This window comes from Brevundimonas olei (assembly GCF_037055245.1).
Classification (GTDB): domain Bacteria; phylum Pseudomonadota; class Alphaproteobacteria; order Caulobacterales; family Caulobacteraceae; genus Brevundimonas; species Brevundimonas olei.
Genome location: NZ_CP146369.1, coordinates 3,120,457 through 3,132,696, shown reverse-complemented (window position 1 = coordinate 3,132,696; position 12,240 = coordinate 3,120,457). Strand labels below are relative to the sequence as shown.

Genomic DNA, 12,240 nt, shown 5'->3' with positions numbered 1-12,240 from the left:
CCTCAGCCGACGGCTTGCGCCGCCGCGCCCTTGGTCGTGCGTTGCGGATCGATCCAGCCGACGTTGCCGTCGGGCCGGCGATAGACCACGGCCAGACCGCCGTGGGCGGCGTTGCGGAACATCACCAGCGGATAGCCGGTCATGTCCAGTTCCGCCACGGCGCGTCCTACGGTCAGGGTGCGGATCTCCGACTCGGTCTCGGCGATGACCATGCCGACAGGCGGCGGTTCGCCGGGCAGGCCGGCGTCGCCGAAGGCCTCGTCCTCGACCGTGTCGGGGTCGCGGAAGATGGTCATGGCGGCGACTTCACGCGCGGCGTTTTCGGTCTTCTCGGGCGACAGGCCCTTGGGACCGATATGGTGGTCCTTCAGGCGGCGCTTGTAGCGGCGCACGCGCTTTTCCAGCTTGTCCAGGCTGTCCGAGAAGGCGGCCTGGGCGTCGCCGCCGAAACCCGTCGTCACCAGGGACTGGCCCGAGGCCAGACGCACCCAGCAATCGACCCGGAAGCCGTGTCGATCCTTGGACACCACGACCTCGGCGTCTTGAGCGCCGCGGGCGAAATATTTGCCGACTCCCTCTTCGAGTTCCTGGGAGATGCGCGAGCTTAGCGCTTCGCCGACATCCACTTGCTTGCCGCTGACTTGGATCTTCATGTCCCTAGAACGCGACTGACCGGCTTTGGTGTCAATGGCGATCACCGATTTGTGGTGACGCTTGGTCGCAGTCAGCCGGCCTTCATCAGGCGGCGGCGCTGGATCGACGAGGGAATGCGCAGGGCTTCGCGATATTTCGCCACAGTGCGCCGGGCGATGTCGATTCCCGCCTCGTTCAGGATCTCGACGATGCGGTCGTCGCTCAGCACGTCGCCGTCGCCGGATTCGCCGTCGATCATGGTCTTGATTCTCTGGCGCACGGCCTCGGCCGAGTGGGCCGCGCCGCCGTCGCTGGACTGGATGGCGGCGGTGAAGAAGAACTTCAGCTCGAACACCCCGCGCGGGGTGGCCACGTATTTGTTCGAGGTGACGCGGCTGACCGTCGATTCGTGCATCTCGATGGCTTCGGCCACCGTCTTCAGCGTCAGGGGGCGCAGGAACTCGACGCCGAAAGCCAGGAAGGCGTCCTGCTGGCGCACGATCTCGGACGCGACCTTCATGATGGTGCGGGCGCGCTGGTCCAGCGACTTGACCAGCCAGCTGGCCTGGGCCGCGCAGTCGGCGACGAAGGTCTTCTCGATGTCCGAGCGGGCGCCCGCCGCCACCACGGCGTGATAGCGTTTGTCGACCAGCAGGCGGGGCAGGGTGTCGGTGTTCAGCTCGACCCGCCAGCCGCCGGCCGGATCGGGACGCACATGGACGTCGGGCACGACCGTCTGGGCCGGTTCGCCGCCGAAGCCGGCGCCGGGGCGCGGCGTCAGAGCCTTCAGCTCGGCGATCATCTCGGCCAGATCCTCGCCGTCGACGCCGCAGACCTTGCGCAGGGCGGTCAGGTCGCGTCGCGCCAGCAGCTCCAGATTGTCGAGCAGGGCACCCATGGCCGGGTCGAAGCGATTGCGCTCGATCAACTGCAGCTTCAGGCATTCGGGAATGGAGCGGGCCATGACGCCCGTCGGCTCGAAGCCGTGGCAGACGGACAGCACCGTTTCGATGCGCGCCGCATCGACGCCCAGCCGTTCGGCGATCTCGTCGAGGTCGGCGCGCAGATAGCCGCCCTCGTCCGTGGCGTCGATCAGGGTCAGGGCGATGGCGTGGTCGGCCGGGCCGAACCCGGCGGCCGAGGCCTGGGCCTGCAGATGCTCCCACAGGGTCTCGTCCCGATGGTCGGGCCGCTCGCGCTCCTCGCCGTCGGCCAGGCCGCCGCCCGAGCCTGCGCGGGACCAGTCGGCCAGGCCGGGCTGGTCGGTCGCCTGGTCGCCCTGGCGGTCGCCGACGCGTTCGCCGGGGGCGGCGTCGCCGTAGAGGTCGTCGGCGCCGGCGTCCAGGGTCTGGGCGTGGGCGTCCGAGCCTTCGACGAAGCGCAGTTCGCCCTCGTCGCCGCCGTCGGCGGTTGCGGCGTCCTGGGAAGCCTCGGGCGCGGTGTCGACGCCGGGTTCGCCCTCGTCCCGTTGCAGCAGGGGATTGCGCTCCAGCTCGCCCTCGACGAAGGCCTCCAGCTCGAGATTCGACAGTTGCAGCAGCTTGATCGCTTGCTGCAGCTGGGGCGTGATGACCAGCCCCTGCCCCTGTCTGACCTCCAGCCTCTGCCCGATCACGTCGTTCCACCCCGCGCGCGGGCGCTGTTGGCCCGCTTCTTGCTGGGATCATGATCCGAAGCTGTTAACGTCAGGCGAACGGCGCTTTCGTCGTGCGCCTTTCGACGTCAGGCGTACATCTCGCCCAGGTAGACGCGGCGCACCTCGGCGTCGGCCACCGCCTCATCGGCCGTGCCCTCGAACAGGACGGAGCCGGACGAGATGATCGAGACGCGGTCGATGATGTCCAGCGTCTCGCGCACATTGTGGTCGGTGATCAGCACGCCGATGCCCTGGCCCGACAGATAGCGGATCACCTGGCGGATGTCGGCGATCGCCAGCGGATCGATGCCGGCGAAGGGTTCGTCCAGCAGCATGAAGCTGGGCCGGGCGGCCAGGGCGCGGGCGATCTCGACGCGGCGGCGCTCGCCGCCGGACAGGCCGGTGGCCGGGGCGTGGCGCAGATGGTCGATGCGCAGCTCCTCCAGCAGGCGGGTGGTCTCGTCGCGCACGCCGGCGGCCGTCGTCTCGCGCAGTTCGACCACGGCCTTGACGTTCTGCTCGACCGTCATGCCGCGAAAGATGGAGGCTTCCTGCGCCAGATAGCCCAGGCCCATGCGCGCGCGCTGGTACATGGGCTGTTGGGTGATGTCCTCATTGTCCAGCCAGATCGAGCCGCTGTCGGCGGGGATCAGGCCGGTGATCATGTAGAAGCAGGTCGTCTTGCCCGCCCCGTTGGGACCCAGAAGGCCGCAGACCTCGCCGCGCTGGACGTTCAGGGAGACGTCGCGCACCACCTGACGCTGGCCGAAGCTGCGGGCGATGTGTTCGACGCGCAGCCCGGTGGGACGCGCCTCCTCAAGCGCCGTCGTCTCTGCGGCGGCGGGGGCGTCCCGGTTGAGGGCGGAGAGTTCCTTGCGCGCCACGCGGGGTCAGTTCCCTTGCGGATAGAAGACGCCCTGGACGCGGCCGTTGGCGCCCCCGCCCTCGATGCGGGCCGTCTCGGTGCGGACGTTGTAGACGAGGCGGTTGCCGGTCAGGACGCTCTTGCCCTGGGTCAGGATCACGTCGCCGGTCACCACGACGTTGCCGTCGTTCAGCGTATAGACGGCGCGGTCGCCCTTCATGCTCTGGTCCGGGGTGACGAAGTAGACGCCGCCGCTCGCCTCGATGCGGGTCAGGTCGCCGTTGGCGGTGAAGCCGCGGATGGCGTCGGCGCGCAGGCGGTTCGACCCCTGCGTCACCTCGGCCCGGCCCCGCAGGGAGAAGCCGTCGGGCGTGTATTCGCCGGCGTCGGCGCCGTACTGGACCGGCTGGCGGCTGGCGTCGGCGCGGTTGGCTGATGCGTTCTGGGCGCCCGAAACGGCGGGCAGGGCCAGGGCGGTCAGCAGGGCGACGCCCGCGAGCGTCAGTTTGGACTTGGACATGTTCATCTGTCGGCTCCGGCGGGATTGATGGTCCCGCGCACCTTGTTTTCGCCCTGGCCGTTGAAGACGACCCGCTGGCCCTGATCATAGATCGCATAAGACGAAGCATCGATGCTTCCAAGGGGGCCGCGACCCTGCACCCCCTTGTCGCCGGTGACGACGCCGGTGTCTGTGTCGACCACGGCTTCCGGCGTGGTCAGCTCCCAGCCCGTGCCGCCGTCGGAAATCTTGACGTTCGGGCCGATGACGACCTTGCGCTGCGTCTCGATATAGGTGCCGCCGTCGGCGCTCAGCTCCGTCGTCTTTCGCGCGCCCAGGTTCAACCGCAGCAGGGGGCCGATCAGGCGGAAATGGCCGGTCGCCGGGTCGCGCACCGCGCCCTGGGCGCCGATGACGAAGGAGCGCCCCTGCGCGTCCTGGCCGTGGAACATGGGGTTGTCCAGGCGGATCTCGCGGCTCTCGCTGGCCTTGCGCTCCACCCCCGACATGACGGTGCGGAACACGGTCCAGGTCAGGGCGCCTCCCGCCAGCATCAGGATAACGATGGGCAGGACGCGCCGATACAGCTTCACCCGCCGCGAGCGCGTGCGCCAGCGTTCGCCGGCGCGGGCGACGCGCGCCTCGTCGGCGCGCTTCTGCTCGTCCTGGGCGTGCTGTTCGCTCATCGGCGTTTCAGGTCCGTCCTTCAGGCGTGGGCGAAGATGTCGATCTCGTCCCAACCGGCCAGGTCGAGGCGCGAGCGCATGGGCAGGAAGTCGAAGCAGGCCTGGGCCAGCTCCATGCGGCCCTCGCGGACCAGCATCTCGTTCAGCCGGTCCTTGATGGCGTGCAGGTAGAGAACGTCCGAGGCGGCGTAGTCCATCTGCGCCTGGCTCAGTTCGGCCGCCCCCCAGTCCGAGCTCTGCTGCGCCTTGGACATGTCGACCCCGGCCAGTTCGCGCGCCACGTCCTTCAGGCCGTGCCGGTCGGTATAGGTGCGCGCCAGCTTGGACGCGATCTTGGTGCAGTAGACCGGCCGCGTCTCGACGCCCAGGTGAAGTTCGAACATGCCGATGTCGAAGCGGCCGAAGTGGAAGATCTTCAGCACCTTCGGATCGGTCAGCAGCCGCTTGAGGTTGGGGCAGTCATAGGCGGGGCGGTTCAGGCGCACGACGTGGGCGTTCCCGTCGCCGGACGACAGCTGCACCACGCACAGCGGGTCGCGACGGAAGCGCAGGCCCATCGTCTCGGAATCGATCGCAACCTCCAGGCCCAGGTCGAGGCCGTCGGGCAGGTCGCCCTCGTGGAAATAAACCGTCATGCGCGCAAAACTCGTCAGTCGTTCAGGCCGTAACATAGACGAACCGCGCGCTATCGCCAGAACGCAGGCTCGACCTTTGCTGTCGCGGCGCAGGGAAGGGGAGGTCGGGGCCGAAATGACAAACGGCGCCGCATCCTATCGGATACAGCGCCGCTTGAGAAATGGTGCCCAGGAGAAGACTCGAACTTCCACGACCGTTAAGCCACTGGCACCTGAAGCCAGCGCGTCTACCAATTCCGCCACCTGGGCCCGGTGGGTCGCCCCGCCGAGGCGCGGACTAATAGGGGGGACCCTCGGGGCGGTCAACAGCCTTTTTCCGCTTTCGTGAAAAAACTGCGTCGCTGACCGAAAGCCCCGCGATTTCCGCACCCTATCAGGCCAGCCAGACCATCATCCGCGTATCGGCGCTTTCGCCCCGGGCGCGGCTGAAGGCCGGACGGGTCTCGCCGGTGTAGAGGAAGCCCGCCTTCTCCAGCACCCGGCCCGAGGCGGGGTTGTCAGAGAAGTGGCCGGCCATCAGGGCGCGGCGCTTCCACCGCGTCGAGGCCCAGACCAGGGCGCCTTGCAGCGCCTCGGTCGCATAGCCGCGACCCCAGAACTCCCGTCCGATCCAATAGCCCGCTTCGGGCACGGCGTCGGCGTCGTGGAACATGCCGATGACGCCCACAGGGCCGTGATCCTCATGCTCGATCAGGAAGGTGTTGGCCTTCTTCGGGTCCTGGGACGCCACCTGCAGCACGAAGTCCTCGGCGTGGTCGACGCCGAAGGGGTGGGGCATCCGCTTGGTCATGCGGGCGATGTCGTGGTCATTGGCCAGGGTCGCGATCCGCGACACGTCCTGGGCGCCGGGGGCGCGCAGCAGCAGGCGCCGCGTCTCGACGACGGGAGAGGTTTCGATCACGCACATGGTTCGGCCTCGATGTCTTCGGCGCCGCCTCCTTGGAGGGCTCGGGCGGCTTCGAGGCGGGGAAACGCAAACGGGGAGCCTGGTGATCCAGACTCCCCGCGGAAAATTTTCCCTTGGTCCGGATCGGGCTGCTGTCGAGAGCAACGCGATCCGGGGAAATACTGTCCTGGCTTCGCGTTACTCGGCGGCCATCGCCTGGGCGTCGTCGTTGGCCGGGAGAATCGACACGTAACAACGGCCGCCACGTTTGGTGGTGAACTGCACCGCGCCGGTCGCCGTGGCGAACAGGGTGTGGTCGCGGCCCAGGCCGACGTTGGCGCCCGGGTGGAATTTGGTGCCGCGCTGACGCACGAGGATGTTGCCGGCCAGCACGCGCTCGCCGCCGAACTTCTTCACGCCAAGGCGCTTCGACTCGGAGTCGCGACCGTTGCGCGACGAACCGCCGGATTTCTTGTGAGCCATCTTGCTGCTCCTCTTCTTGGGGCGCTATCGGCCATTCGGCCTGCTTGAGCGCACCCTCACGATCTGGACTGGCGCTGATCCAGCGCCGGTGAAACTCTTAGGCTTCGGCGCCTTCGGCGGCGTCAGCCTTCTTGGCGGCGGCCTTCTTGGCCGGAGCCTTCTTGGCCTTCGGAGCCTCGGCTTCGACAGCCTCGACGCGCGGGGCCAGGCCACGGGCGCGGGCGTTGATTTCCGCCTTGGTGATCAGCTCGACCTTGCCGTCCCACTTGGCCTTCTCGCCGGCGCCTTCGATGCCGGTGATGCGCAGGACCGATTCCATCTGGCGATGGCCGTTCGTGCGGCGATAGCCCTGACGACGAATCTTCTTGAAGATCTTGATCTTCTCGCCCTTGCGGGTCTCGATCAGCGTGGCTGCGACAGCGGCGCCGTCGATCAGCGGAGCGCCGACCGTAACACCCTTGTCGCCGCCCAGCATGAGGACTTCACCGAAATTGACGGCAGCGCCAGCGTCGCCGTCGATCTTCTCGACAACAATCACATCGCCCGGTTGAACCCGGTACTGCTTTCCGCCGGTCTTGATCACCGCGTACATTAGGAAGCCTCAGCGTGAACGCAAAAATGGATGCGCCCGCCAGGAGACCCTGCGGGCGAAGAGCGGCGACATATACGGATGGTCACGGAAGAGTCAACGTGAAACGGACGCCTGCCGGGCCAAAACCCGCATGAAACCGGTTCCTGGCGGACTCTGTGGCCGGATCGCACGGACCACGCAAGCCAATAGGCGCGCATGGGGGCATATATAGAGAGCGCGGCGTGACGCCGCGCATGAAGATTCTTCGCCGATTCTTCTCGACTGTTATAAGATAACATTCTAAGGGAGCGGCCATGTCTTCTCCCGATCTCGCCGAGCCGGTGCTGCTATCGCTTCTGGGCGGCGGCTTCGTCGCGGCCTTCCTGCACGCGGCCCTGCCGACCCACTGGCTGCCTTTCGTCCTCGTCGGCCGCGCCCAGCGCTGGAGCGTGGCGCGGGTGATGACGGCCGTGGTCACGGCCGGTCTGGCGCATATCGTGTCGACCGCGGTGGTCGGCTCGCTGATCGTGGCGGCCGGTCTGGCGCTGAACCGCTGGGTGGAGGGGCTGCTGCCCCACCTGTCGGCGGCCCTTTTGTTCCTGTTCGGCGCCTTCTACCTGGCCAGGGCCTCGCTGAGGCGTCCGGCGACCGCAGGCGGGCCCGCGACCGAACTGGCCGAGCCGGCGGTGTCGGATCGCGCCGCCTTCTGGGGCCTGGTGCTGATGATGGCGGTGACGCCGGGCGAGGTGCTGCTGCCCATCTATCTGTCTTCGGCGACCGAGGGCGTGGGGGCGCTGGCCCTTCTGACTCTGGCCTTCACGGCCGGAACGGTGCTGGGCATGACCCTGCTGGCGGCCCTGGCGACCGCAGGCTACTCCATCCTGCGGCTGGAGCGGTGGGCGCGCTACGAGGGAGCCATCCTGGGTGGAGCCCTGATCCTGATCGGCTTCCTGGTGCTGACGCACCAGCACTGAGTTTCGATAGGTTATATATTTACATTCAAAGACTTATCCTGGCGGGTCTTGACCTTCCCGCGAGGGAGGATCTAGCTGAACGGACATGGCGCACGATCACGCACACGGCCATGACGGCCACGATCATCACGATCATTCCCACAGCCATGCTCACGGGCATTCGCACGGCCATTCCCATGGCCATTCCCATGGTCTGGGCGGGCATCATCACCATCATGGCCCGACCGACACGGGCGACTGGCGCTACGCCGTCGGCCTGATCGTCAACCTGGCCTTTGTCGCCGCCGAGTTCACGGCCGGATTCATCGCCGATTCCACCGCCCTGATGGCGGATGCGGGCCACAATCTGTCGGATGTGCTGGGCCTGGCCATGGCGGGCGGGGCGGCCTGGTTGGCGCGGCGCGCGGCGGGGCCGAAGCGCACCTACGGCTATGGCAAGGCGACGGTCCTAGCGGCCCTGGGCAACGCCCTTCTGCTGATCTTCGCCTGTGGCGCCATCGCCTTCGAGGCGGTGCGCCGACTGGCCGAGCCCGCGCCGGTGGCTTCGGGAGTCATCATCGCCGTGGCGGGGATCGGCTTCGTCATCAATCTGGGCACCGCCCTGCTGTTCATGAAGGACCAGCACAAGGACCTGAACGTGCGCGGCGCCTATCTGCACATGATGGCCGACGCCGCCGTGTCGCTGGGCGTGGTGATCGCCGGGGCGGTCATCCTGTTGACCGGCTGGTCGATGATCGACGGGATCGTCAGCCTGCTCATCGTCGCCGTCATCATGATCGGCACCTGGGGCCTGCTGAAGGATTCGGTGAACCTGGCGCTGGACGCCGCGCCGAACGGGTTGGACGTGGGCGAGATTCGCGCCGCCTTCCTGGCCCTGCCGGGGGTGACGGCGGTGCACGACCTGCACGTCTGGGGCCTGTCGACCACGGACGCGGCCCTGACCGCCCATATCGTCCACCAGCGTCCCGACGGCGACGCCCTTCTGGCCGAGGCGCAAGGCCTGGCGCGCGGTCGATTCGACATCAGCCACACGACCCTTCAGCTGGAAACGGCGGTCCTGCCGGATTGTCCGACCTGCTGAGCGGTTTCGCCTCTTCCCAAGGCGGCCCTCAGCCGCCATCTAGCGAGCCATGACCCAGAAGACACCCGTGACCGTCCTCACCGGCTACCTCGGCGCCGGCAAGACCACCCTGCTGAACCGCATCCTCACCGAGGACCACGGCAAGCGCTACGCCGTCATCGTCAACGAGTTCGGCGAGATCGGCATCGACAACGACCTGGTGGTCGGCGCCGACGAGGACGTGTTCGAGATGAACAACGGCTGCGTCTGCTGCACGGTGCGCGGCGACCTGATCCGCGTGGTCAACGGCCTGATGAAGCGCCAGCGCCCCGGCAAGCCCGCCTTCGACGCCATCATCGTCGAGACGACCGGCCTGGCCGACCCCGGCCCGGTGGCCCAGACCTTCTTCGTCGACGACGAGGTCAAGGCCAAGACCCAACTGGACAGCGTGACGGCTCTGGTCGACGCCAAACACGTCATGGCGCGTCTGGATGACTCGAAAGAGGCGCGCGAGCAGGTCGCCTTCGCCGACCGCATCATCCTGAACAAGATCGACCTGGTGGACGAGGCCGCTCTGGCCGCCGTCGAGACCCGCCTGCGCGCCCTGAACCCCCTGGCCCCCATCGTCCGCGCCGAGCGTTCGAACGTGCCGCTGGATCAGGTGCTGGGCCTGCACGCCTTCGATCTGGACCGCATCCTCGAGGTCAAGCCGGACTTCGTGAACCCGCCCCACGGCGCCGAGGGCCACGTCCACGATGAACACTGCGGCCATGACCACCACCACCATGACCACGCGCACGATCATGACCATCACGATCATGGGCATGACCATGGCCCGCGCGGCCACGCCCACAATGACGACATCAAGGGCATCTCCCTGACGCTGGACCGCCCGCTGAACGGCGCCAAATTCACCGCCTGGCTGGACAAGCTGCTGGGCGAGCAGGGTCAGAACATCCTGCGCGCCAAGGGCATCATCGACGTGGCCGGCGAAGACCGCCGTCTGGTCTTCCAGGCCGTCCACATGATCCTCGAAGGCGACCTGCAACAGCCGTGGGGCGAGAAGGAGCGCCGCTGGAGCCGCGCCGTCTTCATCGGCCGTGATCTGGACGAAGCGGCTCTGAAGGCCGGGTTCGAGGCCTGCGCGGCATGACGGGACGTGTGGAAGCCAAGCTGATCTACGGCACGCCCGATTTCGAGATCATGCAGCGCGGCGATTTCGTCCGCTGCGCCGTCTCGGGCGCCCCGATCCCGCTGGAGGCCCTCAACTACTGGAGCGTCGAGCTTCAGGAGGCCTATGCGTCCGGCGAACTGATGACGAAACGCTGGGTCGAAACGCACAAATAGTTCGCTGACCCTCTCCCGGCGGGAGAGGGCTTGAGCGCGCGGCGGCGCAGCCGTCGCCCTTGCGCGAAAGGGTGAGGGGCTTGTCCTGTCCGTCGGCGTAAGCCGTTGCGCTACGGCCTTCGGCCGACTTCACCCCCGAACCCTCACCCTTTCGCCTGTACCAATCGCTGACGCTCTTGGAGGCTCAAGCCCTCTCCCATCAGGAGAGGGTGTTCAGCCATTTCGTCATCACCTGCGCCAGCGCCTTCGGCTGTTCCAGCGGGATCATGTGGCCGGTGTGCGTCACCGTCTCCAGCGTCGAGCCGGAAATCCCGCGGTGCAGTTCCTCCGCCTCTTCAGCGCTGCGCAGCCGATCCGCATCGGCCGCCACGATCAGCGTCGGCTGAACGATCTCTCCCAGCCGGTCCAGATCGCCCGCCCGGGCCATCGCCGACTGGCGATGAAACACCTCGCCGCCCAGTCTCAACCCCATGTCCCGCACCCGCGTGATCATCGCCTCGTCGTCGGCCAGATCGGGGTGAAGGGACGAGACGATGGCCGGACGGCTCAACCCCTTGAAGGCCTTCGGCGGCGCCTTCAGCGACGAGCGCCGCTGACGGATCAGCTCTTCCGTATCCCCGCGCGCCGAGGTGGCGATCAGGATCAGGGCCTTCACCCGCTCCGGCGCGATCCGCGCCAGCTCTCGCGCCACATAGCCGCCCATGGAAAAGCCCACGGCGACGAACCGCTCCGGCGCGTCGCTCAGGATCGCCGTCGCCATGCTCTCGATATCCTCGCCCCGGCTGAGGTCGGTGGCGACCAGCGGCCCGAACGGGGCCAGATCGTCGGTCATCTCGTCCCACAGGGTCGCATCGGCCATGAAGCCGGGAATGAGCAGCAGGGTCATGGCCCCCTCATAGACCCGCCACGCGACAGACGCGACGGGGGAGGTTATGAGGCCCCTCTGACTTTCTTTGCGTGTGCGAGCCGACATGACGACCTTCTCCTTCGACGCCCAGGTCACCGCCGCCCTGTTCGACAAGACCGGCGCGATCTTCGCCCTGGGCGACGGCTCGGTGCGGTTCGAGAGCGGCGCCCGCAGCGAGGTCCATGACGGCGCCGTCCTGTGCGCCTGCGTCCACCCCTCGGGCGAGGGGATCGTCACCGGCGGCGACGACGGCAAACTGGTCTGGAGCCGCGAGGGCGAGGCCGTCCTGCTGGCCCAGACCAAGGGCCAATGGATCGACGCCGTGGCCGCCTCGGCCGAGTCGGGGCTGATCGCCTTCTCCTCAGGCCGGACGCTGAGCGTGCTGGACGTCAAGGACCCGCACTTCCGCCGCGACTTCCAGCACGAGCGCACCGTCTCGGGCGTGGCCTTCGACCCCAAGGGCCGCCGCATCGCCGCCTCGACCTATGGCGGCGCCTGGCTGTGGTACGCCCGCATCGAGCAGCAGCAGCCGACCAAACTGGCCTGGGCCGGATCGCATCTGGCGGTCGGCTTCTCGACCGACGGGGCCTTTGTCGTCACCTCCATGCAGGACAACCAGCTGCACGGCTGGCGCCTGAAGGATCAGAAGAACATGCGGATGGGCGGCTATCCGTCCAAGATCAAGAGCTTCGCCTTCATGGCAAAGGGACAGCTTCTGGCCACCTCGGGCGCGCAGGGCGTGGTGCTGTGGCCCTTCGTCGGCTCCAACGGGCCGATGGGCCGCGAGGCGACCGAGATCGGCTATGACGAGACGACCCTGATCGCCCAGGTCGCCGCCGCCCCCGCCCATGGCCGTCTGGCGGCAGGGCTGGAAGACGGACGCGTCTGGTGGGCCGATCCGGCCGGGCGCGGCCTGCAGTTCGTCAAGCAGGACAAGGGCGCTCCCATCACCGCCCTGGCCATGAGTTCCGGCGCCGCCCGCATCGCCTGGTCCGACGAGGACGGCCACGCGGGCGTGGCCTCGCTCTGATCGCGCTTGCGCTGAAGCTTGGCTGAGG

15 protein-coding genes and 1 tRNA gene are annotated in these 12,240 nt (G+C 67.8%); 5 read left to right on the top strand and 11 right to left on the bottom strand.

Annotated elements, in window-relative coordinates:
* Positions 1 to 2: 2 nt before the first annotated feature.
* From hpf to rplU, 10 genes are all read right to left on the bottom strand, one after another.
* Positions 3 to 653 carry a ribosome hibernation-promoting factor, HPF/YfiA family gene (gene hpf, locus V8J38_RS15185; RefSeq protein ID WP_291777129.1) on the bottom strand — a complete coding sequence of 217 codons (651 nt, stop codon included), beginning with the start codon at positions 651 to 653 and terminating at the stop codon, positions 3 to 5.
* A gap of 71 nt (positions 654 to 724) precedes the next feature.
* A complete protein-coding gene (gene rpoN, locus V8J38_RS15180) occupies positions 725 to 2,248 on the bottom strand; it encodes an RNA polymerase factor sigma-54 (RefSeq protein WP_291777132.1) in 1,524 nt (507 codons plus the stop codon).
* A gap of 107 nt (positions 2,249 to 2,355) precedes the next feature.
* Positions 2,356 to 3,153, bottom strand: a complete 798-nt coding sequence (gene lptB / locus V8J38_RS15175) for an LPS export ABC transporter ATP-binding protein (protein ID WP_291777135.1) — start codon at positions 3,151 to 3,153, stop codon at positions 2,356 to 2,358.
* Between the two features lie 6 nt (positions 3,154 to 3,159).
* Positions 3,160 to 3,660: an LptA/OstA family protein gene (locus V8J38_RS15170; protein WP_291777138.1), complete on the bottom strand. Its 501-nt coding sequence runs from the start codon at positions 3,658 to 3,660 to the stop codon at positions 3,160 to 3,162.
* On the bottom strand, positions 3,657 to 4,319 hold the full coding sequence (gene lptC, locus V8J38_RS15165; RefSeq protein ID WP_291777142.1) for an LPS export ABC transporter periplasmic protein LptC: 663 nt from the start codon (positions 4,317 to 4,319) through the stop codon (positions 3,657 to 3,659). The genes V8J38_RS15170 and lptC overlap by 4 nt, the downstream gene beginning before the upstream one ends.
* Before the next feature lie 20 nt (positions 4,320 to 4,339).
* Positions 4,340 to 4,954, bottom strand: coding sequence for a ribonuclease D (locus tag V8J38_RS15160; protein WP_338576875.1), 615 nt, complete (start codon positions 4,952 to 4,954; stop codon positions 4,340 to 4,342).
* 162 nt (positions 4,955 to 5,116) lie between these two features.
* A tRNA-Leu gene (locus V8J38_RS15155) sits at positions 5,117 to 5,203 on the bottom strand.
* Between the two features lie 124 nt (positions 5,204 to 5,327).
* Positions 5,328 to 5,861, bottom strand: a complete 534-nt coding sequence (locus V8J38_RS15150) for a GNAT family N-acetyltransferase (protein WP_291777148.1) — start codon at positions 5,859 to 5,861, stop codon at positions 5,328 to 5,330.
* Between the two features lie 177 nt (positions 5,862 to 6,038).
* The gene (gene rpmA / locus V8J38_RS15145; protein ID WP_040344569.1) at positions 6,039 to 6,323 is read right to left on the bottom strand and encodes a 50S ribosomal protein L27; all 285 of its coding nucleotides are present in this window, start codon (positions 6,321 to 6,323) and stop codon (positions 6,039 to 6,041) included.
* Between the two features lie 97 nt (positions 6,324 to 6,420).
* Positions 6,421 to 6,915 (bottom strand): 50S ribosomal protein L21, encoded by a 495-nt coding sequence (gene rplU / locus V8J38_RS15140; protein ID WP_291777160.1) that lies wholly within the window; start codon positions 6,913 to 6,915, stop codon positions 6,421 to 6,423.
* 293 nt (positions 6,916 to 7,208) lie between these two features.
* On the opposite strand from rplU, the gene V8J38_RS15135 reads away from it, so the two are divergent.
* The 4 genes from V8J38_RS15135 to V8J38_RS15120 all read left to right on the top strand — a co-directional run bounded on the left by V8J38_RS15135 (position 7,209) and on the right by V8J38_RS15120 (position 10,275).
* A complete protein-coding gene (locus V8J38_RS15135) occupies positions 7,209 to 7,868 on the top strand; it encodes a hypothetical protein (RefSeq protein WP_291777162.1) in 660 nt (219 codons plus the stop codon).
* 85 nt (positions 7,869 to 7,953) lie between these two features.
* Positions 7,954 to 8,949, top strand: a complete 996-nt coding sequence (locus V8J38_RS15130; protein ID WP_313415860.1) for a cation diffusion facilitator family transporter — start codon at positions 7,954 to 7,956, stop codon at positions 8,947 to 8,949.
* Between the two features lie 49 nt (positions 8,950 to 8,998).
* Positions 8,999 to 10,081 (top strand): GTP-binding protein, encoded by a 1,083-nt coding sequence (locus tag V8J38_RS15125; RefSeq protein WP_338576864.1) that lies wholly within the window; start codon positions 8,999 to 9,001, stop codon positions 10,079 to 10,081.
* Positions 10,078 to 10,275, top strand: a complete 198-nt coding sequence (locus V8J38_RS15120) for a DUF2093 domain-containing protein (RefSeq protein ID WP_338576862.1) — start codon at positions 10,078 to 10,080, stop codon at positions 10,273 to 10,275. The genes V8J38_RS15125 and V8J38_RS15120 overlap by 4 nt, the downstream gene beginning before the upstream one ends.
* A 199-nt stretch (positions 10,276 to 10,474) precedes the next feature.
* On the opposite strand, the gene V8J38_RS15115 is transcribed toward V8J38_RS15120, so the two are convergent.
* Complete coding sequence (locus tag V8J38_RS15115; RefSeq protein ID WP_338576859.1) at positions 10,475 to 11,161, bottom strand: alpha/beta hydrolase; 687 nt, start codon at positions 11,159 to 11,161, stop codon at positions 10,475 to 10,477.
* Positions 11,162 to 11,246: 85 nt separating this feature from the next.
* On the opposite strand from V8J38_RS15115, the gene V8J38_RS15110 reads away from it, so the two are divergent.
* Positions 11,247 to 12,212 (top strand): WD40 repeat domain-containing protein, encoded by a 966-nt coding sequence (locus V8J38_RS15110; RefSeq protein WP_338576856.1) that lies wholly within the window; start codon positions 11,247 to 11,249, stop codon positions 12,210 to 12,212.
* Positions 12,213 to 12,240 lie beyond the last annotated feature (28 nt).

Bases quoted from the DNA above. Each gene is read 5' to 3' on its own strand.
- V8J38_RS15115 (WP_338576859.1), bottom strand. From the start codon at position 11,161: ATGACCCTGCTGCTCATTCCCGGCTTCATGGCCGATGCGACCCTGTGG.
- V8J38_RS15170 (WP_291777138.1), bottom strand. From the start codon at position 3,660: ATGAACATGTCCAAGTCCAAACTGACGCTCGCGGGCGTCGCCCTGCTG.
- V8J38_RS15160 (WP_338576875.1), bottom strand. From the start codon at position 4,954: ATGACGGTTTATTTCCACGAGGGCGACCTGCCCGACGGCCTCGACCTG.
- V8J38_RS15125 (WP_338576864.1), top strand. From the start codon at position 8,999: ATGACCCAGAAGACACCCGTGACCGTCCTCACCGGCTACCTCGGCGCC.
- lptC (WP_291777142.1), bottom strand. From the start codon at position 4,319: ATGAGCGAACAGCACGCCCAGGACGAGCAGAAGCGCGCCGACGAGGCG.
- hpf (WP_291777129.1), bottom strand. From the start codon at position 653: ATGAAGATCCAAGTCAGCGGCAAGCAAGTGGATGTCGGCGAAGCGCTA.
- V8J38_RS15110 (WP_338576856.1), top strand. From the start codon at position 11,247: ATGACGACCTTCTCCTTCGACGCCCAGGTCACCGCCGCCCTGTTCGAC.
- V8J38_RS15150 (WP_291777148.1), bottom strand. From the start codon at position 5,861: ATGTGCGTGATCGAAACCTCTCCCGTCGTCGAGACGCGGCGCCTGCTG.
- V8J38_RS15120 (WP_338576862.1), top strand. From the start codon at position 10,078: ATGACGGGACGTGTGGAAGCCAAGCTGATCTACGGCACGCCCGATTTC.
- V8J38_RS15135 (WP_291777162.1), top strand. From the start codon at position 7,209: ATGTCTTCTCCCGATCTCGCCGAGCCGGTGCTGCTATCGCTTCTGGGC.
- rplU (WP_291777160.1), bottom strand. From the start codon at position 6,915: ATGTACGCGGTGATCAAGACCGGCGGAAAGCAGTACCGGGTTCAACCG.
- rpmA (WP_040344569.1), bottom strand. From the start codon at position 6,323: ATGGCTCACAAGAAATCCGGCGGTTCGTCGCGCAACGGTCGCGACTCC.
- V8J38_RS15130 (WP_313415860.1), top strand. From the start codon at position 7,954: ATGGCGCACGATCACGCACACGGCCATGACGGCCACGATCATCACGAT.